20 protein-coding genes and 1 tRNA gene are annotated in these 21361 nt (G+C 53.8%); 11 read left to right on the forward strand and 10 right to left on the reverse strand.

Going from position 1 to position 21361, the window contains the following annotated elements:
* Nucleotides 1–6: 6 nt before the first annotated feature.
* From J5441_04360 to J5441_04375, 4 genes are all read right to left on the reverse strand, one after another.
* Nucleotides 7–786 carry a Nif3-like dinuclear metal center hexameric protein gene (locus tag J5441_04360; GenBank protein MBO4934387.1) on the reverse strand — a complete coding sequence of 260 codons (780 nt, stop codon included), beginning with the start codon at nucleotides 784–786 and terminating at the stop codon, nucleotides 7–9.
* Nucleotides 786–1463, reverse strand: coding sequence for an SAM-dependent methyltransferase (locus J5441_04365; protein ID MBO4934388.1), 678 nt, complete (start codon nucleotides 1461–1463; stop codon nucleotides 786–788). Before J5441_04365 ends, J5441_04360 begins: the two co-directional genes overlap by 1 nt.
* Before the next feature lie 110 nt (nucleotides 1464–1573).
* On the reverse strand, nucleotides 1574–1768 hold the full coding sequence (locus J5441_04370) for a DUF1858 domain-containing protein (protein MBO4934389.1): 195 nt from the start codon (nucleotides 1766–1768) through the stop codon (nucleotides 1574–1576).
* A gap of 135 nt (nucleotides 1769–1903) precedes the next feature.
* A complete protein-coding gene (locus tag J5441_04375) occupies nucleotides 1904–2173 on the reverse strand; it encodes a zinc-ribbon domain containing protein (GenBank protein ID MBO4934390.1) in 270 nt (89 codons plus the stop codon).
* A 312-nt stretch (nucleotides 2174–2485) separates the two neighbouring features.
* Between J5441_04375 and J5441_04380 the strand changes: the two genes are divergently transcribed.
* From J5441_04380 to J5441_04430, 11 genes are all read left to right on the forward strand, one after another.
* Nucleotides 2486–2562: transfer RNA gene (locus J5441_04380), tRNA-Pro, on the forward strand.
* An 83-nt stretch (nucleotides 2563–2645) separates the two neighbouring features.
* Entirely contained in the window at nucleotides 2646–3923 is a 1278-nt protein-coding gene (locus J5441_04385) for a glycoside hydrolase family 125 protein (protein MBO4934391.1), read from the forward strand.
* A gap of 157 nt (nucleotides 3924–4080) precedes the next feature.
* Entirely contained in the window at nucleotides 4081–4809 is a 729-nt protein-coding gene (locus J5441_04390; protein MBO4934392.1) for a phosphatase PAP2 family protein, read from the forward strand.
* Nucleotides 4799–5890 carry a flippase-like domain-containing protein gene (locus J5441_04395; GenBank protein MBO4934393.1) on the forward strand — a complete coding sequence of 364 codons (1092 nt, stop codon included), beginning with the start codon at nucleotides 4799–4801 and terminating at the stop codon, nucleotides 5888–5890. The genes J5441_04390 and J5441_04395 overlap by 11 nt, the downstream gene beginning before the upstream one ends.
* Nucleotides 5874–6620 (forward strand): CDP-alcohol phosphatidyltransferase family protein, encoded by a 747-nt coding sequence (locus J5441_04400; GenBank protein ID MBO4934394.1) that lies wholly within the window; start codon nucleotides 5874–5876, stop codon nucleotides 6618–6620. Before J5441_04395 ends, J5441_04400 begins: the two co-directional genes overlap by 17 nt.
* 14 nt (nucleotides 6621–6634) lie before the next feature.
* Nucleotides 6635–7459 (forward strand): phosphatidylserine decarboxylase, encoded by an 825-nt coding sequence (locus J5441_04405; protein MBO4934395.1) that lies wholly within the window; start codon nucleotides 6635–6637, stop codon nucleotides 7457–7459.
* 310 nt (nucleotides 7460–7769) lie between these two features.
* Entirely contained in the window at nucleotides 7770–9431 is a 1662-nt protein-coding gene (locus J5441_04410; protein MBO4934396.1) for a DUF4430 domain-containing protein, read from the forward strand.
* A gap of 16 nt (nucleotides 9432–9447) precedes the next feature.
* Nucleotides 9448–11265: a DUF4430 domain-containing protein gene (locus J5441_04415; protein ID MBO4934397.1), complete on the forward strand. Its 1818-nt coding sequence runs from the start codon at nucleotides 9448–9450 to the stop codon at nucleotides 11263–11265.
* Entirely contained in the window at nucleotides 11262–12140 is an 879-nt protein-coding gene (locus tag J5441_04420; protein MBO4934398.1) for an energy-coupling factor transporter transmembrane protein EcfT, read from the forward strand. The genes J5441_04415 and J5441_04420 overlap by 4 nt, the downstream gene beginning before the upstream one ends.
* Nucleotides 12113–13738, forward strand: a complete 1626-nt coding sequence (locus tag J5441_04425; GenBank protein ID MBO4934399.1) for an ATP-binding cassette domain-containing protein — start codon at nucleotides 12113–12115, stop codon at nucleotides 13736–13738. The genes J5441_04420 and J5441_04425 overlap by 28 nt, the downstream gene beginning before the upstream one ends.
* Entirely contained in the window at nucleotides 13735–14409 is a 675-nt protein-coding gene (locus tag J5441_04430) for an ECF transporter S component (GenBank protein ID MBO4934400.1), read from the forward strand. Before J5441_04425 ends, J5441_04430 begins: the two co-directional genes overlap by 4 nt.
* Before the next feature lie 65 nt (nucleotides 14410–14474).
* Here J5441_04430 and J5441_04435 read toward each other — a convergent pair whose 3' ends face one another.
* The 6 genes from J5441_04435 to lon form a co-directional block, all read right to left on the reverse strand.
* The gene (locus J5441_04435; GenBank protein ID MBO4934401.1) at nucleotides 14475–15395 is read right to left on the reverse strand and encodes a hypothetical protein; all 921 of its coding nucleotides are present in this window, start codon (nucleotides 15393–15395) and stop codon (nucleotides 14475–14477) included.
* A 60-nt stretch (nucleotides 15396–15455) separates the two neighbouring features.
* Nucleotides 15456–16349, reverse strand: coding sequence for a hypothetical protein (locus J5441_04440; protein MBO4934402.1), 894 nt, complete (start codon nucleotides 16347–16349; stop codon nucleotides 15456–15458).
* Nucleotides 16339–16908 (reverse strand): RNA polymerase sigma factor, encoded by a 570-nt coding sequence (locus tag J5441_04445; GenBank protein ID MBO4934403.1) that lies wholly within the window; start codon nucleotides 16906–16908, stop codon nucleotides 16339–16341. Before J5441_04445 ends, J5441_04440 begins: the two co-directional genes overlap by 11 nt.
* Before the next feature lie 190 nt (nucleotides 16909–17098).
* Nucleotides 17099–18400 (reverse strand): diaminopimelate decarboxylase, encoded by a 1302-nt coding sequence (lysA, locus tag J5441_04450; GenBank protein ID MBO4934404.1) that lies wholly within the window; start codon nucleotides 18398–18400, stop codon nucleotides 17099–17101.
* 1 nt (nucleotide 18401) lies between these two features.
* Nucleotides 18402–18986 carry a YihA family ribosome biogenesis GTP-binding protein gene (locus J5441_04455; GenBank protein MBO4934405.1) on the reverse strand — a complete coding sequence of 195 codons (585 nt, stop codon included), beginning with the start codon at nucleotides 18984–18986 and terminating at the stop codon, nucleotides 18402–18404.
* Complete coding sequence (gene lon / locus J5441_04460) at nucleotides 18983–21322, reverse strand: endopeptidase La (protein ID MBO4934406.1); 2340 nt, start codon at nucleotides 21320–21322, stop codon at nucleotides 18983–18985. The genes J5441_04455 and lon overlap by 4 nt, the downstream gene beginning before the upstream one ends.
* Nucleotides 21323–21361: the final 39 nt, after the last annotated feature.

A 21361-nucleotide genomic window follows, 5' to 3' on the forward strand; every position in this document is an offset into this window, starting at 1 on the left:
AAATCCTTAATATAGAGTCTTAATTACGTTTCCGCGCTCGGAGAGAACGAACTTGACCATAGTGAATTCCTCCTCAAGGCGCGACTTCAGTTCCGGTATAATAGGATACTCCGTTTCATAGTGCCCGCCGTCGATCAGCGTCAATCCGCTGTCTTTTGCGTAAATGAACTGGTGATGCTTCACGTCGGCGGTAACGAAAGCGTCGGCACCGGAATTCATCACGAGCTCCGCGAAGTCGCCGCCGCTGCCGCCGATAACGGCGACCACGGAGATCTTTTTGTCGCCGGCGACGTACCTCACCGCGTCGCATCCGAGCGCGTCTTTCACGCGCAAGGCGAGCCATTCGGGCTCAACGGGTTCTTCAAGGAAGCCGATGCGTCCGCAGTTGCCGTTTTCACCGGTGCCTTCGATTTCGCGGATATCCGTCAGTCCGAGCTTTTTTGCCAGCGTCTCGCCCACTCCGTCGTCGGCGGCGTCGAGATTGGTGTGCATACATATCGCGGAAATACCGGCTCTGACGAGCGAATACGCGCGTTTTGAAACGTAATCCTGAGGCGTGAAGCGTTTGACGTTCCCGAAAACGACGGGATGATGGCTTATGATAAGCTGCGCTTTCTGCTCGACCGCCTCGGCGATAACCTCCTCGGTGATATCGAGCGCCAGTAGCGCTTTTGTAACGTTGACTTCTTCGTCGCCCGCTATGAGTCCGACGTTGTCAAAGCCCTCGGCGAGTTCAGGCGGGGCCGCTTTCCATAAGAAGTTGAGTATTTCTCCGACAGAAGCCATTACAGTTCCTCCAAACGTGTATTTATCCTGCTGATTAAGCGATTGATAACGTCAGCCTCGCCGTCGTTCTTTCTTTCGGCACCGATGAGACGCTTTTCCAGTGCGCTTCGCTTCTTGACGAGAAGCGCCCTCACGGCTTGCGCTTCACCCTCGAAGTATCCTCCGATCTCGGCTTCTTCGGGAACGCAATCGCGTTTTCCCCCAGTATATACGGCGGCAATCACCTCGTACGGCTTGCCGTCTTCAATGACGGCGCCTTCCCTCTTGATGAAGAATCCCGATGAAGCGAGATACCGGCGCAGTTCCGGCGAAGTCGTCATCGGCTGAAGAACGAGGCGCACGGACGGTTTCTTAACCCACGGCGCGGCTTCGATTATTGACGCGATAAGCTCGCCGCCCATACCCGCGACTATTATCTGATCGACTCCGGCGTTTTCCATGCCGGCGAGACCGTCCGCGAGGCGTAGCTCGATCCTATCGGCCAGCCCGAGCTTCACGGAAAGCTCCTCCGCTTTAGAAAGCGGACCGGCGTTTACGTCGCTCGCGATAACGCGTTCGGCGCGGCCGGAAAGCACGAGCGCCGCGGCAATCTTGCCGTGATCCGTGCCGATATCGGCGGCTAAGCGGCATTTTTCGGTAAAAGAAAAAACGTATTCAAGTCGCGGCGGCAGTTTCATCTGAATTCCTCCGATGTTTTACAAGACTATTATAGCATAATGCGCCTGCGCTTTCAATAAAAAAATACACAAAAAAAGCCGCCGTTCAGGCGGCTTTCGGCAGGGTTTGATTATTCTCCTATAAGAGCGTTGATTTCGTCAATGAGCGCGTCGCAATCGGCGCCGTGAACCATACAGGCCTGCTCGATGGTTTCGCTTCTTGCGCCGGGGCAACCGAGACAATGCATTCCTATGCCGAAAAACAGCTCCGCAGTATCGGGATACTTATCAAGAACGGTTCCGATAACCCAATTCTTATCAACCATAATTGCACTTCCTTTCCTTTGTGTAGTAATATTATACCACACTGTTTCAAAAAAGTAAATGCGTTCCGAAAAAAACGGAACGCATTTATTCTACCTTGTAAGCAAATCTATGCTACTTGGTATGGAGAGCAATTATTACTGCTGCTCTCTGCTCTTGGCAAAGCACTCGCTGCACAGAACCGGTCTGTCGTCGCGGGGCTGGAAAGGAACTCTGGCAACACCGCCGCACTGAGAGCAGGTCGTCTCGAACATCTCTCTGCTTGCGCTCTTGCGCTTAGCTCTGCATTCCTTGCATCTGGAGGGCTCGTTCTGGAACCCTCTCTCCGCGTAAAACTCCTGCTCACCGGCGGTGAACACGAATTCGGCTCCGCAATCTTTGCATACCAAGGTCTTGTCTTCGTACATGTTTCTCCTCCAAAAATAATTGGTTTTTGCTCAAAATCGGACGTGAACCGGAAGTAATGAAGAAGTTCAATTCCCATCTGGGCACTCTCTGCTTGTTGTCAAGCTTACTAATAATATACCCGTTAAGAACTTTTGTCAAGTAATTTTTAATAAAATATGAAAAAAATGTGTAGAAAATCAACGAATTATCAGTAATATCGGCGTTGATTCGCAATCCTAAAGCTGAAAAGAACAAAATTATTAAGCGGAAAATTGAAAAATACTCTTGCTTTTTCACCAAAGCTGTGATAGACTATATGCCGTTGACCGAATCCGGGTGTAGCTCAGCTTGGTAGAGTACTTGAATGGGGTTCAAGGGGCCGCTGGTTCGATTCCAGTCACTCGGACCATCGGGTGTCCGCGCATTACAACGCGGATACCCGATTTTTATTATAATACGCAACGACAAATCAATGATTATGAGGTGAACGATATGAAACTGCCCACTTCTCTTATTAAGAGAATTGACTTTTACTCTTCCAAAATCAAAAACAACGAGAGACTTTGCGAACTTTACCGAAACTGCTGCGCAAGCACTCTTGAAACCGCCGTCCGTAAATGCGACGACGGAACGTACTTCGTGCTTACCGGCGATATACCGGCGATGTGGCTGCGGGATTCATCCGCCCAGGTATATCATTACGTCGCCCTCGCGAACGATCCTGAAATCGCCGAAATTATCGAAGGCGTGATCAAACGACAATTTATGTATATCAGGATAGATCCGTACGCCAACGCGTTCAATCAGGAACCTAACGGCGAAGGCCATACTGAGGATCTGCCGAAAAACAATCCTTGGGTGTTTGAACGCAAATATGAGGTCGACTCCCTCTGCTATCCCATTCGCCTGCTTTATTCATATTACAAGCAGACCGGCAAAACCGAAATAATAAAGAACGAACTTGAATCCGTAATGCGTATCATTATCGATCAGTGGAGGATCGAGCAGCGGCACGAAGAGAATTCGCCTTATTACTTCATTCGTCTCGAAGACGGACTCACCCCGGACGACTTTCCGTACGGCGGCAGAGGCGCGCCCGCAGCGTATACCGGTATGACGCGTTCCGCCTTCAGACCGAGCGACGACGACTGCGTTTACGGTTATCTAACCGCTTCCGAAATGTTTGCAACTGTCGTTCTCGGTTACGCCGCGGAAATGCTCCGCAGCGTTTGCGGCAACGAATCGCTCGCGTCCGAATGCGACGCGCTACGAAATGAAATAGACGACGGGATACGGAACTACTGCATCGTTGAGCACGAAAAATACGGCAGGATCTACGCGTGCGAAACCGACGGAATGGGCCGTTACTCCATGATCGACGACGCAAACGTGCCCAGTCTGCTGTCTATACCGTATATAGGATATTCCGCCGCCGACGATGAGATTTATCTCAACACCCGCCGTTTCCTGTTAAGCGCGGATAACCCTTATTACTACTGCGGTAAATACGCCAGAGGCATCGGTTCGCCGCACACCCCTCATAATTATGTGTGGCATATGTCGCTTGCAATGCAGGGTTTGACCTCTAACGACGACGTCGAAAAACGCGAAATGCTCGATATGATCGTTTCCACCGACGCCGGAAAACGTCACCTTCACGAAGGATTCGACGTTGACAATCCATGCAACTACACGCGTGAATGGTTCACCTGGCCGGAAGCGCTGTTCGCCGAGTTTGTTGAAAAATGCATAGACGGCGGTATTATATAAATATGAATGCGTTTTTCCGCTCCGGCGTGAGCATAATAATACAAACGCATTTTTTCAAATGATTATAAAAATGTCTTGATATTATCATCATAATTTGATATACTTTCTTTGAATATACAGTTATAATCTTACAGCGTCTGTTTAACCGGAGGAGCAAATGAAGCTGTTAAGGAAGATATTCCCGAAATACGCGGTCATTCCCCTTTGGACCGTACTGGGTTTCAATATGCTTGCCTATTACCTGCCGAAGCTGCTTTTACTGCTCGGCGTTATCGGTCCTCCGCATATGCTTGCGGAAGATACGACGGCAAACGTAAATTTGATATTTCTCGGCGTTGACGTCCCGCTCGTTCCCGTATTCATAATCATATACGTGCTTTCGTACGTGCAATGGGTCGTCGGCTTCACGCTTATCGCAAGGGAGAGCGAAGAACTCTGCTATCGCTTCATGACCGGAGAGATCATCGCGAAGTTCATTTCTCTGACGGTATTTATACTCTACCCGACGATGATGACGCGGCCGGAAATAACGCAGACCGGTCCGTTTTATACGCTTGTCGGCTGGATGTATTTCATCGATACTCCGATGATCAACCTCTTCCCGTCGCTCCATTGCCTCGAAAGCTGGATGTGTTTCCGAGGGTCGCTCCATCTGAAAGGTATCAGAAAGTGGTACGCGCCGGTTTCCTTCGTATTCACGATGCTCGTGTTTGCTTCAACCGTACTGATACACCAGCACGTTCTGATAGACATACCGGCCGGCGTGCTGGTCGCCGAGATCGGCCTTCTCATCTGCCGCTTGACACGCGCAGACCGGATCTTTGCGTCCATTAACAAAAAGCGCCTCGCAACAGACGCCCGAAAGGAAATGTCACTTGAGCAATAGCCCGACTAACGAAAGCGAGAACGACGTAAAGCAACAGCGCGGCTCTCACCGCGTTCTGTGGTCTATTCTCTTTATAGTCATAGCGGCGCTCAGCGTGGTTGCCGTAACTTCCTTCAACCGCAACTTTCATTTCAGCGAGTTTTTCAAAAGCGCCACCTCCGCTTCTGCTCCGTGGATCGTCGCGGCGGTATGCGGCACGTTTGGATATATTCTGTTTGAAGCGCTTTCGCTGATGTATATATGCCGTTCCTTCGGATACGGAAGACGCCTGAAAAGCGGACTGCTCTACTCTTCAACCGGATTCTACTTTTCATCGATAACGCCGTCCGCGACCGGCGGTCAGCCTGCGCAGGCGTACGTAATGATAAAGGACGGTATCCCCGGAGTATTCGCCGCGATCGCGCTTCTCGTCAACCTGCTGATGTACACTCTTTCAATCGCGGTGCTCGGCATCTTCGCTTTTATCGCACGGCCTTCGCTGTTTATGAAGTTCAGCGTTGTGTCCCGTATTATGATAATCGTCGGCACCGTCATACAGTTCACCCTCGCGTTGCTGGTGCTTATACTTTTGAAAAACAAAAAACTCCTTCACGGCATCGGCAGACGGCTGATCCACTTCATAGCGAAGCTGCATATCATACGCGACGAGGACAAGCTGCAAAACACCTTCAGCGACAAAATGGCTGAATACGACAAATACGCGGAGTATCTCCACGGCAAGCGTCCGATGATGGCCAAAGTGCTCGGAATAAACATTTTGCAACGCGCTTCGGTCATCTCGGTAACGATGTTTACGTTCATCGCGCTGGGAGGACGCGGAGCCGAGATATTCAATATCTTCGTAATGCAGATCTACGTTCTGCTTGGTTCGACCTTTGTGCCGATACCCGGCTCGATCGGCGTTACGGACTATCTGATGATTGACGGTTTCAGCAATCTTATAAAAAAATCGCCTGTAACGCCGGGAACGCTCGAGCTTTTGAGCCGAACGCTTTCATTCTACATCTGTGTGTTCGCATGCGGACTGTTTATGCTTTACATCTATTTCAAGGGGAGAAAAAACAATGATAGGAATATATGACTACACCGTCATACTGACGTATCTGTCGCTGGCGTCCGCTACGCTCGGCACGATTATATCCCTGACGGGCAACGGCCATCCGTACATAGGGGCGTTCTTTTTGCTGTTCTGTGGACTCTGCGACGCGTTTGACGGAAAGGTAGCGAGAACAAAAAAGGACCGCACTGACAGCGGGCGCAAGTTCGGAATACAGATCGATTCGCTTTCCGACGTCGTCGCTTTCGGCGTTCTTCCCGCCTGCATCGGATACGCGGCGCTTAACACCTCCCCGCTTTTCCGCGGTATATATCCGCAGGCTTCCGCGGTCGAACCTCCCGCGATTTTTAAAGAGCTTTTCGGCGGAGTCGAATGGTATTTCATCGCGCTGAAAATCGCCATTATCGCCGTACTCGTGCTTTTCTCGCTCGCGGCTCTGATACGCCTTGCATATTTCAACGTCAAAGAAGACGAGCGCATGCAGACCGCACCGGATTCCCCGACGACGTATACCGGACTTCCCGTAACTTCGTCCGCCCTCATCTTCCCCACCGTTCTCCTTCTGCGCTATATCTTCGACCTCACGCTCGGCGTCGATTTGACTCCCCTGTATTTCGTTACTATGCTGATTACAGGTTATCTCTTCCTTGCGAAGTTCAGCTTCAAAAAACCGACGATGAAGCAGGTGTTGATAATGGTCGCCATCGGCGCCATCGAGTTTATTGCGATATCTATACTGCTTATCTTCAATTAAGGAAGTGAGCCGTCATGGGCGAAAGCAAATCCGTAAGAATCCTTTATAACAACGCATTCGGCCGTCTGTGCTTGAAAATTATCAAGCGCAGATGGCTTTCGCGTCTTTGCGGCAAATATCTGGATTCCCGCCTCTCCAAGCATTTGATTAATAAGTTCGTCACGAAGAACAACATAGACTTGTCGCAGTACTACGCCGATGATTTCAAATGCTTCAACGACTGCTTCTGCAGACAGATACGCGAAGGATACCGTCCGATTGATACGGATCCTCACTCGCTTATTTCGCCGTGCGACGGACTGCTGACTGCTTACAGCATAAGCGGCGATACCGTGCTTCCGGTCAAGCAAAGCAGATACACGGTATCCTCCCTGCTCCGTGACGATAATCTCGCGCGAAGATTCGAAGACGGTCTGTGCCTCGTATTCCGTCTCTGTGTTGATAACTATCACCGCTACTGTTATTTCGACGGCGGCAAAAAAGACGATAACGTCTTTATCCCCGGATTTCTGCATACGGTAAGGCCTACGGCGCTTGAAGCGCTGCCCGTGTTTATCGAGAACTGCCGCGAATACACTCTGATGCACACCGAAAACTTCGGAGACGCCGTGCAGATAGAGGTCGGCGCCATGCTCGTCGGCAAGATCGACAACTATCACGGCGTTCACGAATTCAGCCGCGGCGAAGAAAAAGGGCGTTTCTTATACGGAGGAAGCACCGTAATTCTCCTTCTCGAAAAAGGATGCGCTTCAGTTGACGGGGCGTTTAAGCTCGATTCCGGAGAAGAGATCCCGGTCGTGATGGGACAACGCATCGGACGCTCGTGTCAAAATGAGTAGATTTTTATATAAAGTTGTATAATCGTCATATAATTACACATCCGGTATTGCTATAATGCAGTCGTAAACTGAATACTCTTCCGGCCCGGGAGAAGCGCGGTGAGAATCCGCCGCAACAGCCATTACCGTATCTGACGGAAACGTCACAAGTCGGGTCGCCTACCGGAAGAGAGTTCGGCTCCGTTTTATCGGAGAACGCTTTTGGGCAGCGAAGAGCGTGAACATTCCGCCGATTCAATCGGTCTTGTTTTGTTATACGCCTTTTCTGCTCAAACAGCGGAAAAGGCTTTTATAAATGGAGGAAAAAACAATGAAACACATCAAGAGAATCCTGACCGTTCTGCTCGCCCTCGCTATAGTTACAGCCGCGCTGCCTATGGCGGTATTTGCCGGCGCGCAGCATCAGATGACCGTCACTCTTCGCATCGAAGGTGCGGCGCAGAACTTTTACTATGATACGCTGACTATTCAATATTCCTCGGCGAACCTCACCGTTCAGGATCTGATCATATACGCCGACAATAACAGCGACGCCATTACCGTCGTCGGCGCGACCGGGTCCGCCCCGTATATAACGGACATCAACGGCGACGTTGCCGGCGCGATGGGCGGGTATTCCGGATGGCTCTACACCGTGAACGGCGAGGAGCCGCCCGTCGGAGTCAACAATTACAATCTGAAAGAAGGCGACAGCGTCGTCTTCTACTACGGCGATCCTTACGGAGTCGGTATGCAGTACCCTGTTCCCGACGTTTCCGATATCGCGAACGGCGTTATCCGCTTCACGAGCATGGATACAACTTATGATTCCGACTGGAACCCCGTTGTTTCCGAAAACCCCGTTGCCGATATGACCGTCGTCTTCGGCGGCGAAACGCCCGTTACTTACGTTACCGACAAAGACGGAAAGATCACAATAGAGGAACAGTATCTCACCGCCGGCGAGCATTCTCTCTCGATCGACAAAAAGGGCGACAAGGGCGTTCCGCTCGTCCTGCGCCTCGCGCCCGACTATAAAGTTTCCGTACCCGAGAAACCCAAAACGATGACCGTCAAGCTTCGCATCGAAGGCATAAACGAAAACCTTTTCTATGACGACGTCACGGTATCGTACACGTCCGATAGTCTCACTGTTCAGGATATGATCGTCTACGCCGACGAACAGAACGAAAATCTGACCGTAGTCGGAGCCGACGGCGCCTCCCCTTACATTACAAGCATCAACGGTGACGCCGCGGGCACCTTCAGCGGCTGGGACGGCTGGCTGTTCACCGTCAACGGAATCGAAGCCGCAACCGGAATAAACGGCGTCAATCTCGCAGACGGAGACTCAGTCCTTTTCTACTACGGCGATCCCTACGGAGTCGGTATGCAGTACCCTGTTATCGACGCAGCCGAAATCGACAGCGGAGTTATCCGCTTTACCAGCAACGACACGACGTATGACGGCGACTGGAATCCCATCGTTACCGCCAACCCGGTCGTCGGTATGACGGTCACCATCGGAGAGGTCACGTTCACCACCGACGAAGATGGGAAAATCGCATTTGACAACGCTCTCCTGCCCGCCGGCAAGTACTCGATCTCTATTGACAAAAAAGCCGAAAACGGTCTGCCGCTCATCCTCCGTTTCGCTCCCGACGCCGAGATCGACATCCCCGAGCTTCCCGCGGCAAACATCCTCCCCGGCGATATGGACGACGACGGCGAGATTACCGTCAACGACGCTTTAAGGGTTCTTCGTATAGCCGCAAAGCTTGTTCCCGTCACCGGTGAAGCGCTCGCGATCTGCGATATGGACGGCGACGGCGAGATCACCGTCTCCGACGCGCTCTACGTCCTGCGCATCGCCGCGAAGCTTATTCCCGCTCCCGGCGGCCAACAGCCCGGCGGTGACGAACCCGGCACGGGCAAACCCGACTCCGGTCTGACCGGCGTAATGCACGGCGACACCGAAAGAGTTATAAAATAATCTGACGGAGTCCGACTTGAAAAAGACGCTTTTCAAAAAATGTATAGCATGCCTGCTGCTGATACTCGTTATCGCGGCAGGCTTTGCCTTGCCCGCAAGCGCGTATTCATCACAAGGCTCAAAGCTCTTTTCCCTGCTCGCGAACGAAGGCGGATCGCTTCAGGGATATATTGATAACGTTCTTTCGAAAAACGTCGGTACGCACGACGCGGACTGGCTGTTCATCGACCTTATGAGGCACGACGGTTCGCTGAACGGAAACAAATACGCGGCAGCGCTTGACGCTTATACTTCCGCAAACGCCCTGACCAAACCCACCGATTATGAACGTATCGCGATTGCTTACACGGCCGCCGGAATTTACAACGATTTTGTCGGATCCGCCCTTGAAGCGGAATTAAAAAACAACACTATAAACGCCTTGTTCTTTGAATTGATCCTTCTTGATTGCGGAGGATACGAAAGCACCAAGAACAAAAGAGAAGGCTTGATAGATGAAATACTCGGCAGCCAGATGTCCGATAACGGCTGGACTCTTTCCGGCCCGTCGGACGTCGATATGACGGCTATGGCACTTCAGGCGCTTGCTCCGTACAAAAGCAGAAGCAACGTTGCGTCCGCTGTAGAAAGAGCCCTCGGCTTCCTTTCCGGGAAACAAACCGACAACGGAGATTTCCGCGGCTTCCGGAACACGCTCAGCTGCGAGAGTACCGCGCAGGTCATAATCGCCTTAACGTCGCTCGGCATTGATCCCGCATCCGACTCGCGCTTTATAAAAAACGGCGCGACCGCTTACGACGGTCTTCGCCGCTATCAGCTTCAAGACGGCTCATACTGCCATGTAACGGAAATCGCAAAGCGGGATAATATCGCGACCGAGCAGGCGGCGCGCGCGATCGTCGCCGCTGAACGCTTCTCCTCCGGAAAGTCTTCGTTCTTTTCGTTCAAAAAGCCCGCCACAGCAGAGCCCGACCCGCCGTCCGTCGTAACTCCGGATCATGACTCTTCCGATGATAACCGTGACAACTCGGGCAATCAGGAAGCTTCACAGCCGGGAGGGTCAACGCCCGAAGGCGGCTCAGGCAACGGCAGCGACGGTACGGAGTCCGATTCCGAGGCCTCGTCCGATGAGGCCTCTTCCGGCCAATCGATCGGCGACAGCTCGTTTTACTCGTCCTCGGAATACTCGTCGGAATCAATTATCGGAAGCGTTTCTTCCGGTTCCGATCCAAGCGATACGACGGGCAACGTCTCTTATAAGTTCTACGTTTGCGGCGCGATAGGGCTTCTTTTCGCGGCCGTCTGCGTGATTCTTGCGATCAAGAAAAAAGCGTCGCTAAAGAATGTCATACCTATCGCCGTAGTCGCGATCCTGCTCATCTGCGGCGTTCTGCTTCTCAACTTCACTTCCGTCAAAGATTACTATTCCGTCAACTTGAGCAGCGCCGGTGAAGGTGACAATACCGTCACTATCAGCATCAGCTGCCGCATACTCGAGGGTGTTGAAGAGAACATACCCGAGGACGGATACATCCTCAAGCCGACTAAATACGTTATCAATGAAGGCGACACGGTCTTCGACGCACTGCTCGCGGTAACCCGCGCAAATCAGATAAAAATCAATTACACGGGCAACGCCGGAGGGGTTCTGAGCGTATACGTAAGCTCAATCGCGGGTTTCTCGGAGATGCAGTACGGCGCTTTGTCCGGTTGGATCTACCGCGTGAACAAATACACTCCGGACGTCGGCTGCGGCAGCTACGATATCAAGGACGGCGACGTTATCGAATGGGTTTACACCCTCGATCTCGGAAAGGACGCTGAAAACGGATGACCGATATCAAACGCCTTCACCCGACGGCTCTTTTCATATACTTTCTGACGGTAATACTGCTGCCGATGTTCGTGCTCGACCCGGTTATACTCGCCCTATCTCTGCTCGGGGCAACGCTTTGCCTCATATGCGTCAGAAAAAGCGGAGAAAAAAGCGGAATACTGCTCTATTCCCTCCTCTTCTTCGGGATAACCGTTATAAACCCGCTTATTTCGCACAACGGCGACACCGAGCTGTTTTTTATCAACAACAAGCCGGTAACGCTTGAGGCCGTCATATACGGCGCGGTCTCGGCGGTAATGATAATCGGAATACTGATCTGGTTCCGTTCGTTTTCCGCGGTAATGACCGGTGAAAAGCTGCTGTATCTTGTCGGAAGCGTGCTTCCTAAGACTTCCGTCATACTGTGCTCCGCGCTGCGGTATATCCCGCTTTTCAAAAAGCAGCACGAAAAGATCAGAGCTGCGCAGACGGCAATGGGACTTTATACCGCCGATAACATCACGGACAAGCTGAAAGGCTCCGCGCGCGTGTTTTCGATACTCACCACCTGGTCGCTCGAAAACTCGATCGACACCGCCGATTCAATGAAAGCGCGCGGCTACGGATTGAAGCACAGGACGTCATTCACTCTTTATAAGTATCACGCTTCGGATATAATCTTCACGATAATAACCGTACTTCTCGCCGCTTCGGCGATAACCTTCGCCGCGGTCGGCGGACTGTCAATGCAATTCTATCCGAACGTCGCGCTTCCCGAAACGACAACGCTGATAGTCGCTTCATATATTTCCTACGGGGCGCTTGCGCTTCTGCCCGCCGTCCTGGAGATAACGGAGATACTCAAATGGAGATACTTAACGTCGAGAATCTGACATTTAAATATCCGAAATGCGACCGCGAGGCGCTAAGCGACGTTTCGTTCAGCGTAAACGCCGGAGATTTCATTGTGCTTTTCGGTGAGACGGGCTGCGGCAAAACCACGCTTCTGCGTATGCTGAAACGCGAGCTTTCACCTGCCGGCGAAAAATCCGGCAGCATACTTTACAAGGGCACCGAGCTTTCCGGCCTTGACGCCAAAACCGCCGCGACCGAAATCGGCTTCGTTATGCAGAAGCCGGAAACTCAAATCGTCACCGACAAGGTATGGCACGAACTTGCGTTCGGACTTGAAAGCGCGGGAGCTTCAAAAAGCGCGATAAACCGCCGCATCAGCGAAATGGCGAGCTACTTCGGCATCGGCAACTGGTTCCTGCGCGACGTATCCGAGCTTTCCGGTGGTCAGAAGCAGCTTCTCAACCTCGCTTCCGTTATGGTAACGCAGCCGAAACTCCTGCTTCTCGACGAACCGACGAGCCAGCTCGATCCTATCGCCGCGTCCGAATTCATATCGACTCTTGCCAAACTCAACCGCGAGCTTTCTCTGACGATAATCATTTCCGAGCACCGCCTCGAAGATCTCTTTCTCGCCGCGGACAAGGCGATAGAGCTTAAAGACGGCAGGCTTATCGCGTACGGAGAGCCGCGCTCTGTCGCCGCGGGAATGGACAAGAGCGACTCTATGGAAGCCGCGATGCCCTGCGCGGTGCGCGTCTGCAAGGCGCTCGATGCGGACTGCGAATACCCGCTGACCGTCAAGGAAGGCCGCGCGTTTATAGAGAAATACGGCAACGAAACCAAAGAACTGCCCGCGCCGGAGCGTACTTCCGGCGAAGAAGCGCTGCGTTTTTCACGCGTCTTCTTCCGCTACGGAAGAGAGCTTCCCGACGTGCTCTGCGATCTCGATCTTTCCGTGAAAGAAGGCGAAATATACTGCCTCCTCGGCGATAACGCCTCAGGTAAAACGACGGCACTATCCGTCGCGGCGGGACTGCTTAAAGCCTATTCCGGCAAAGTCGAGGTTTTCGGCAAAAAGATTTCCGCCTATAAAAGCGGAGAGCTATACAAAAACTGCGTCGCGATGCTGCCGCAGGACGTGCAGACGGTCTTCCTGCATGAAACGATACGCGATGACCTCGCAGAAATAAGCGAAGAACTCTCTTCGCTCCCGTTCGACGTGACGCCTTATCTGGATAAGCATCCTTACGACCTGAGCGGCGGCGAACAGCAGCTCTGTGCGCTCGCGAAAACGCTTCTGCTCAAGCCGCGCCTGCTTCTGCTCGACGAGCCGACGAAAGGCGTCGACGCCGCGGCGAAAAGGCGCGTGATCGAAATACTCCGCAAGCTAAAATCAGACGGCGTGACTACTCTGCTCGTCACGCACGACGTCGAATTCGCCGCCTCCTGCGCGGACAGATGCGCCTTGTTTTTCAACGGCTCCGTCGCCGCAGTCGAAGACCCCGAAACCTTCTTCTCGGAAAACAACTTTTATACGACCGCCGCAAGCAGAATGAGCCGCGGGCATTACGACCGCGCCGTAACCGCGGACGACGTCGTGAAGCTTTGCAGAATAAACGGAAGGAAGCCGGCATGAGAAAGAAGCTCTCGATCGCGATCCTGCTGCTTTCCGTACCGATAAGCGTACTGCTCGCGGCGACCGTCTTTTCCGATAAGAGTTACGCCTATCTCTCGCTCGTTATCGTCGTCATATCGCTCGCGGCGCTCTTCATTTCGTTTGAGAAAAAAGAAAACAGCGCAAGGCAGCTTATCGTGATCTCGATAATGTGCGTGCTGTCGATCGTGGGACGGCTCGTTTTCGCGGTCATACCCGCGTTCAAGCCGGTAACGGCGATAATAATACTGCTGTCGATGTATTTCGGCGGCGAAGCGGGTTTTATCTGCGGCGCGATGACCGCGCTGATATCGAACTTCTACTTCGGGCAGGGCCCGTGGACGCCGTATCAGATGCTCGCGTGGGGACTCGTCGGACTCTTCGCCGGCCTGCTCGCCCCTCTGCTTCGCAGGAATCTGATAATTACCTGCGTTTACGGCGCGCTGTCGGGTGTGATATTCTCGCTGATAATGGATATTCAAACGGCGATGTGGTACACGAACGAATTCAACCTCGCCGTATACGCGACGAAGATCGGCACTTCCCTGCCGTTCACGATAATTTACGCGGTATCGAACGTCATCTTCCTGCTGCTCCTCGCGAAACCTATAGGCAAAAAGATAGAGCGATTGAAGATCAAATACGGAATATAAATAAACAACAAAACGTCCGCCTGTGACCCAGGCGGACGTTTTTAATCTGTTGACCGAAACGGAACCTACGCAAGCTTCGCGGATATGCGGAGAACAATCAGCGCGTCGGCGACCGTAACTTTGCCGTCGCCGTCTTTGTCATAAAAGGCGGAGGCAATTCCCGGCGTGGGTTCAGCAAGCTTCGCAGCGACGCGAAGAACACGCAGCGCATCCGATACCGAATACTCAAAAGATACACTGGGTTCACCTGCCCATACTGCAGACGCGCTTGTGTGCGCGCTTTCAACATAAGGATTATCCTTAAGTAACTCGGCCGCGCCAACAGACGCTTCTTCTGTTTTTTCTTTCAGCGAAACGGCGAAAGTGATTCCTACGCGCGAAAGATAATCCGGTTTCACCTCTTCCTTCGGCACTTCTCCTTGCGCAGTGATTATCGAAAGCACGGAATCCCCATACGACTCGATCTCTATTTCCGGAAGTATATCGCGAAGATCAGGATAAGGATCGCCACCGGGGCCTTCATAAGTGTAATACTGCTCCTTCAGCGTTACTATCACTCGGCCGGGCGTTATACCGCCGAGCACCGGTCTCGCCGCAAAGAGATACTGATTATCGTTCAGAATTGCCATCGCCTCTAGGACTGCTTCGCGAGTTTTTTCACGAAGTTTAACGCGATATACAGTCCTTTGCTTGCCGTAATTCTTCGGCGGAACGATCTCGGTATCGGTTGCCGGATATCTGCCGGTCAGTTCGTATTCTTCAATATCCAGCTCGGGAAACAACTCGGTAATATCCCCGATGAATATGCCCTTCAGATACAACCTGAGTTCTCCGGGATGAAAGACAGTGTTTTCATAGTTTTTATACCACTGATCCTCCAGAGGCGTAAAACCATCGCCTTCCGCAAACGCCGTCACGGGAACGACCGCCGCCATAAGCGCAAAACAAAGCACTACCGCAATCAAGCGTTTGAACAGTCTTTTCATAATTATCACTCCTTTCTTAATAATCAATATCGTTAAAGGATGGTGCACCGTCCGATAACTCTAATACTTCTTATCTATGACCAAATAGCACAATCCGCCCTTTTTATCAAGACAAACCTCCACTTTACCCTCTTCAACCGCAAAAGTAATATAGCGTTTCCCGCTTAAAAAATAATCTGAAATATCGGCGTTCTCGAGCACGTCCATTGCGATATCCGTATCAGCTACAACGCTTTTTGCAATTTCAACGGCTTTTTTCTTGCTTATTACATTAGCGAAATGTGATTGGTTTTGATTAACACTCGAGTCATATCTCATCAAGCCGCCTGAAAGAGCGTCGACCGAAACCGTGCTGCCGTCGGATCCGACGTAACGGTCGATGACGTAACTGCTGCCGGAATCGACGACCGCGGTCGAGCTTTGATAATCAAAGGTCTTGTATTCGCCGTTTATGCGGTATGTGACCGCGGGCATATTATCCTTCACGAAATCGCCTTCGGGCTGCTCGGGGACGTCGCTGCCGGAGGGAGTTTCGGAGGATGACGCTGGATCATCCGGGCTCTCGGCCGAGGAGCCGCTCGGCGCTTCGCTGCCGCGGGAGCGGCTTTCGCCGCTTTGTTCCGACGAGGCGTTGTTTTCGCTATCAGGCTCGGAGCTGCTTTCCGGCTCGGAGCTGTCGGATTCGCTGCTGTCGACGGGAGCGACTATACCGGAATTGCCGCCGTTCGGGGCGACGAAGTTTTCGCTGCGGAAGGAACCGATCGCTTTCAGCGCGAGCGGCGTTCCGGCGGCGATCACGGCTATCGCGACCGCAGCAGCCGCCCACTTCAGCCACGGCCTTTTCACAAACGGCGTAACGCGCACGGCGCCCGCGCTTTGCGGGGCTTCGTCCGCCGCTTCGATAAGGTCAAAATCCATCAGCCCTATCGTTTCATTTATAAGCTCATAATTCATAATCCGCTTCCTCTTTCAAATACTCAGCGAGTGAATCCCGCGTGCGCTTGAGCATCATCTTGACCTTGCTTTTGCCGAAGCCACAGCGCTTGCATATCTCGTCTATCGAATCGTAATACCAGTATCGCCGGATGAATACGTTTCGTTCGGTCGTTCCAAGAGAGCGGACGAAATCCGAGATCAAGCTCGCAAGCTCGCGGGCGCCGACCTCTCCGTCTACGTCGCGGAAAGCCGCGATCTCGCCGAGCTCATCGAGCGAGCCGAGCGACTTCGGCAGGCGCTTTTTCGCGTTATTGCGCAGGCGCCTGTTCACCGAGGCGTTGCGGACGAGCATACCGAGATACGCTTTCAGGTTTTCCGGGCGTTTGGGAGGTATGCTGTTCCACGCGGAGAGAAGCGCGTCGTTGACGCATTCCTCGGCGTCGCGTTCGTCACCCAGCACGTTCTCCGCTATGTATCGGCAATAAGCGCCGTATTCCTTTTGCGCTTCCGCGACCGCGCTCTCATCTCTGTTCCAAAATAAAGCGACTATGCTCTTGTCGTTCACGCCGCACTCCATTCCCCTTTGCTGAAAGGCCTTTCACTCTAATACACAGAAAATACACTTGTTTGGTCACAAATTTTTCCGCTTTTTTATTATAGCATAAAAATAGTGAAATTGCGAGCTTGCCGCACATCAGCCGGTTTTGCGTAAAAAAAGACAGCCACGGCAAAGTGACTGTCTTCTGTTACGCTTTATTCTGCGACGCTTATTCCTCGTCGAAGGCGGTGAGGTCGGCGTAGGTCTCGCGGCGGATCGCGAGGCGGTCTTCGCCGTTCTCGATGACGACCATCGCCGGGCGCGGGTTGCGGTTGTAGTTCGACGACATCGAGTAGTTATACGCGCCGGTGGTGAAGACGGCGAGGATATCGCCGCGTTCGGGGCGCTGGATCTCGATATCCCTGCCGATGAGGTCGCCGCTTTCGCAGCACTTGCCCGCTATCGCGGCGTGGTAATCCGACGGGAAGGACGCTTTGTTCGCGACACAGGCGGTGTAACGCGCCTTATAGAGCGCGTAGCGCGGGTTATCGAACATTCCGCCGTCGACGCTGACGTAGTTGCGCACGCCTTCGATCTCCTTGACGCAGCCGACGGTGTAGAGCGTTATGCCGTTATTCGCAACTATCGCCCTGCCCGGCTCGAACATCAGGAACGGCTCGGGGAAGTCGTTTTCCTCGCAGAAGCGCTTGACGCGGGCCGCGACGGCGCCGATTATGCGGTCCGCGGAAAGCGGATCGTCCGACGGAACGTAGCGCACGCCGAAGCCGCCGCCGATGTTCAACTCAGGGAGCGTTACTCCGGTAAGCTCGCGGATATTCACGAGGAAGCGCATCAGCATTTCCGCCTCGTCCTCGAACGGCAGCACCTCGAATATCTGACTGCCGATGTGGCAGTCGATGCCCGCAAGCTCGATATGCTCGCTCGCGAGCGCCTTCAGCACGCCGGCGAGCGCGTCGCCCTTCTCGATCGAGAGGCCGAACTTGGAATCAACCTGGCCGGTCATAATGTATTCGTGCGTGCTCGCTTCGACGCCGGGGTTGGCGCGGACGAGCACCTTCACCTTTTTGCCGAGTTCGGCGGCGATACGCTCGATATCGTCGAGCTCGCTCATACTGTCGGAAAAGATCCTGCCGATGCCGCTTTCAATGGCGAGGCGCAGCTCGGATTCCGTCTTGTTGTTGCCGTGGAAGCAGATTTTCTCCGGGTTGACGTTAGCTTTCAACGCGGTATACAATTCGCCTCCCGAAACGACGTCGAGTCCGAAGCCGCAGGAGGAGACCGTCTTGCAGACCGCCTTGTTGCAGTTCGCCTTGCTCGCGAAGAGAATCATTCCCCTGCCGCCGTAATGCTTCTGAAGCGCGGCGGTGAACTCCGCGCAGGACGCCTTCACGCCGTCGAGCGACGTGACGTAAAGCGGTGTGCCGTACTTTTGCGCGAGCGCGACGGTGTCGGCGCCGGAGAACGCGAGGTGTCCGGCGGCGTTGACTTTTGCGTGATCGGATACGAACATTTTACTTCACCTTTTCTTCGATCATTGCGATCAGTTCGTTCTTCCCCGCGTCTTCAAAGGTTGAGAATTCAACGATCTTCACACCGGAGAGCTGTTTTATCGACTGCAGTTTTTCTATGTTCTCGGCGCGCTGGCGCTTGGAGAGCTTGTCGGCCTTCGTCGCCGCGACGACGTAATCGTAGCCGTAATAGTTGAGAAAGTCGAGCATCATGAGGTCGTCCGCGCTCGGCCCGTTGCGCAGGTCGATGAGCTGAAGCACGAGCCGCAGGTCGCGTTCGCTCTGCCAAAAAGCGTCCATCAGCTTCATCCATTTTTCCTTTATCTCTTTGGAGACCTTCGCGTAGCCGTAGCCCGGCAGGTCGACGAAACGGAGCTGCCCGTCTATATTGAAGAAGTTGACGGTGCGCGTTTTGCCCGGCTCGGAGCCGGTCTTCGCCAGCGATTTCCTGCCAAGAAGCTTGTTGATGAGCGAAGATTTGCCGACGTTAGATTTGCCGGAAAACGCGATCTCCGGCAGGTCGGACGCGAACAGCTGCGAAGGCGCGCCGCAGGAGGTCTCAAAGCATGCGTTCTGCCACTTTATCATTCGCTCACGTCCTTTTCAAGCGCGAGCGCGAGCACCTCGTCCATATGCGACACGGGGATGAACTCGGTCGCTTCCCTGACCGTTTTCGATATGTCCTCGAGGTCGGGCAGGTTATCTTTCGGGATTATAACGCGCTTTATGCCGTGGCGGTACGCCGCCATCGACTTCTCCTTCAGCCCGCCGATCTGCAGCACCCTGCCGCGCAGGGTTATCTCCCCCGTCATTGCGATGCCGCCGGCGACCTTGCGGCCGGAAAGCGCACTCGCGAGCGCAAGCGCGATTGTTATTCCGGCGGAGGGTCCGTCCTTCGGCACCGCGCCCTCGGGAGCGTGGATGTGTATATCCTTCGTCTTGTAGAAATCTTTATCTATGCCGAGCGCGTCGCAGCGGGAGCGGATGAAGTTGACCGCGGTGCGCGCGGATTCCTTCATAACGTCGCCGAGCTGACCGGTCAGTTCAAGCTTACCGCTTCCATCGAGCGCGCTGACTTCGACGGGAAGCAGCACGCCGCCGACGGAGGTCCAAGCAAGGCCGTTGACTGTGCCGACCGCGCCTTCGGAGGCGAAATCGCTCTCGCGGAACTTGCGCACGCCGAGGTAGCGGCCGACGGCTTTTTCGTCAATCTTAATGCGCTTGCCGTTCTCAAGGTACTCCTTCGCGGCCTTGCGGCAGACGGCTGCGAGCTCGCGCTCGACCTCGCGGACGCCGGCTTCGCGGGTGTAGAAGTCGATAATCTCGAGTATCGCGCCGTCGGTCACCGAGAAGACGGAACGGCTGAGGCCGTGGCGTTTCATCTGCTTCGGGAGCAGGTGTTTTTTCGCGATATTCAGCTTTTCCTCGCGGGTGTAGCTGTCGAGCTCGATGAGCTCCATTCGGTCGAGCAGCGGCGCGGGAATGCTGTCCGTCGTGTTCGCCGTGGTGATGAACATTACGTTGCTCAGGTCGAACGGCAGCTCTATATAGTGGTCGCGGTAGGCGTTGTTCTGCTCCGCGTCGAGCACCTCGAGCAGCGCGGCGGCGGGGTCTCCGCGGAAGTCGCTGCAGAGCTTGTCGACCTCGTCGAGAAGGATCAGCGCGTTGCTGCTTCCGGCGAGCTTGACGGCGTTCATGATGCGGCCGGGCATAGAACCTATGTAGGTCTTGCGGTGGCCGCGGATATCCGCGTCGTCGCGCACGCCGCCGAGCGAAATGCGCGCGTATTTGCGGTTAAGCGTTTTGGCGATGGACTTCGCCAGCGAGGTCTTGCCTACGCCGGGAGGTCCGACAAGGCAGATGGTCTGCCCTTTTATGTCCGGCGCGAGCTGCTTGACGGCGAGGAACTCAAGAATGCGCTCTTTGATCTTGTCGAGGCCCCAGTGGTCTTTGTCAAGCTGCTTCTTCGCGGCGGCGAGGTCGTTTTTCTCTTTAGTAAACTTATTCCACGGCAGGTCGATGACGGTGTCGAGGTAGGTGCGCACTACGGTGCCCTCATGCGAGCCGACCGGCATTTTGCGCAGGCGGTCGACTTCTTTCAGCAGGTGCTCCTCGTTCTCGGTCGAGAGCTTCAGCGCCTTGATCTTGTCCTCGTAGGCGTCGCACTCGTCGAGGTCTTCATCCTCGTCAAGCTCGGAGTTCAGCACGCGGATCTGCTCGCGTATGTAGTATTCGCGGTTGTTTTTGTCGATCTGCTCTTTGACGCGGAAGTGTATGTCGTTCTCGAGCTCGAGGATGTCTATCTCCTTCTCGAATATCGCCACGACGCGCTTTATGCGCTTGACGGGATCGAGCTCGTCGAGTATGGTCTGACGGTCCTCATATTTGAAGTAGAGGTATTCGCCGAAAAAGTCGGCGAGCTCGCCGACGTCGGTCGTCGCGACGGCGTTCATATAAAGGTCGGGCGCCATGCGCGGCACGAGCTCAGAGTATTCCTCAAACAGCTCCATCGCGCTGCGGCGGAGCGCTTCGACGCGGACCGCGCTGCTCCTGACGGGCTTAGTTTCGCAAAGCGCGACGTCGGCGCGCAGGAACGGCTTACGCACGGTTATGCCGCACAGTTCGGCGCGCGAAAAGCCCGCGGCAACGGCGCGGATGCCGCCCTCGGGATTTTTCAGTATCTGCTTTATGCGCGCGATGCACCCGACGGCGTAGAGCTGCTTCTCGTTAGGCGCGTCGACGGTTATGTCGCGCTGCGCGACGAGAAAGATATCGCAGTCGTGCTCCATCGCGTAGTTCAGCGCCGCGAGCGAAACGTCACGCGCGACGTCGAAGTGCATAACGGTTTTCGGGAACATTACCATTCCGCGAAGCGCGATCATCGGTATATCGCGTATTATTCTCGGTTCGTTGTTTTCGTTCATAGTTTCACCGTAAAAACAGGCGCGGGGCAAGTATCAGCT

This window comes from Clostridia bacterium (genome assembly GCA_017620395.1).
In the GTDB taxonomy this organism is placed as follows: domain Bacteria; phylum Bacillota; class Clostridia; order Oscillospirales; family RGIG8002; genus RGIG8002.

What these genes read in the sequence shown, in the direction of transcription:
- J5441_04360 (MBO4934387.1), bottom strand. Translation starts at nt 786, where the DNA reads ATGGCTTCTGTCGGAGAAATACTCAACTTCTTATGGAAAGCGGCCCCG.
- J5441_04365 (MBO4934388.1), bottom strand. Translation starts at nt 1,463, where the DNA reads ATGAAACTGCCGCCGCGACTTGAATACGTTTTTTCTTTTACCGAAAAA.
- J5441_04370 (MBO4934389.1), bottom strand. Translation starts at nt 1,768, where the DNA reads ATGGTTGATAAGAATTGGGTTATCGGAACCGTTCTTGATAAGTATCCC.
- J5441_04375 (MBO4934390.1), bottom strand. Translation starts at nt 2,173, where the DNA reads ATGTACGAAGACAAGACCTTGGTATGCAAAGATTGCGGAGCCGAATTC.
- J5441_04385 (MBO4934391.1), top strand. Translation starts at nt 2,646, where the DNA reads ATGAAACTGCCCACTTCTCTTATTAAGAGAATTGACTTTTACTCTTCC.
- J5441_04390 (MBO4934392.1), top strand. Translation starts at nt 4,081, where the DNA reads ATGAAGCTGTTAAGGAAGATATTCCCGAAATACGCGGTCATTCCCCTT.
- J5441_04400 (MBO4934394.1), top strand. Translation starts at nt 5,874, where the DNA reads ATGATAGGAATATATGACTACACCGTCATACTGACGTATCTGTCGCTG.
- J5441_04405 (MBO4934395.1), top strand. Translation starts at nt 6,635, where the DNA reads ATGGGCGAAAGCAAATCCGTAAGAATCCTTTATAACAACGCATTCGGC.
- J5441_04410 (MBO4934396.1), top strand. Translation starts at nt 7,770, where the DNA reads ATGAAACACATCAAGAGAATCCTGACCGTTCTGCTCGCCCTCGCTATA.
- J5441_04420 (MBO4934398.1), top strand. Translation starts at nt 11,262, where the DNA reads ATGACCGATATCAAACGCCTTCACCCGACGGCTCTTTTCATATACTTT.
- J5441_04425 (MBO4934399.1), top strand. Translation starts at nt 12,113, where the DNA reads ATGGAGATACTTAACGTCGAGAATCTGACATTTAAATATCCGAAATGC.
- J5441_04430 (MBO4934400.1), top strand. Translation starts at nt 13,735, where the DNA reads ATGAGAAAGAAGCTCTCGATCGCGATCCTGCTGCTTTCCGTACCGATA.
- J5441_04435 (MBO4934401.1), bottom strand. Translation starts at nt 15,395, where the DNA reads ATGAAAAGACTGTTCAAACGCTTGATTGCGGTAGTGCTTTGTTTTGCG.
- J5441_04440 (MBO4934402.1), bottom strand. Translation starts at nt 16,349, where the DNA reads ATGAATTATGAGCTTATAAATGAAACGATAGGGCTGATGGATTTTGAC.
- J5441_04445 (MBO4934403.1), bottom strand. Translation starts at nt 16,908, where the DNA reads ATGGAGTGCGGCGTGAACGACAAGAGCATAGTCGCTTTATTTTGGAAC.
- lysA (MBO4934404.1), bottom strand. Translation starts at nt 18,400, where the DNA reads ATGTTCGTATCCGATCACGCAAAAGTCAACGCCGCCGGACACCTCGCG.
- J5441_04455 (MBO4934405.1), bottom strand. Translation starts at nt 18,986, where the DNA reads ATGATAAAGTGGCAGAACGCATGCTTTGAGACCTCCTGCGGCGCGCCT.
- lon (MBO4934406.1), bottom strand. Translation starts at nt 21,322, where the DNA reads ATGAACGAAAACAACGAACCGAGAATAATACGCGATATACCGATGATC.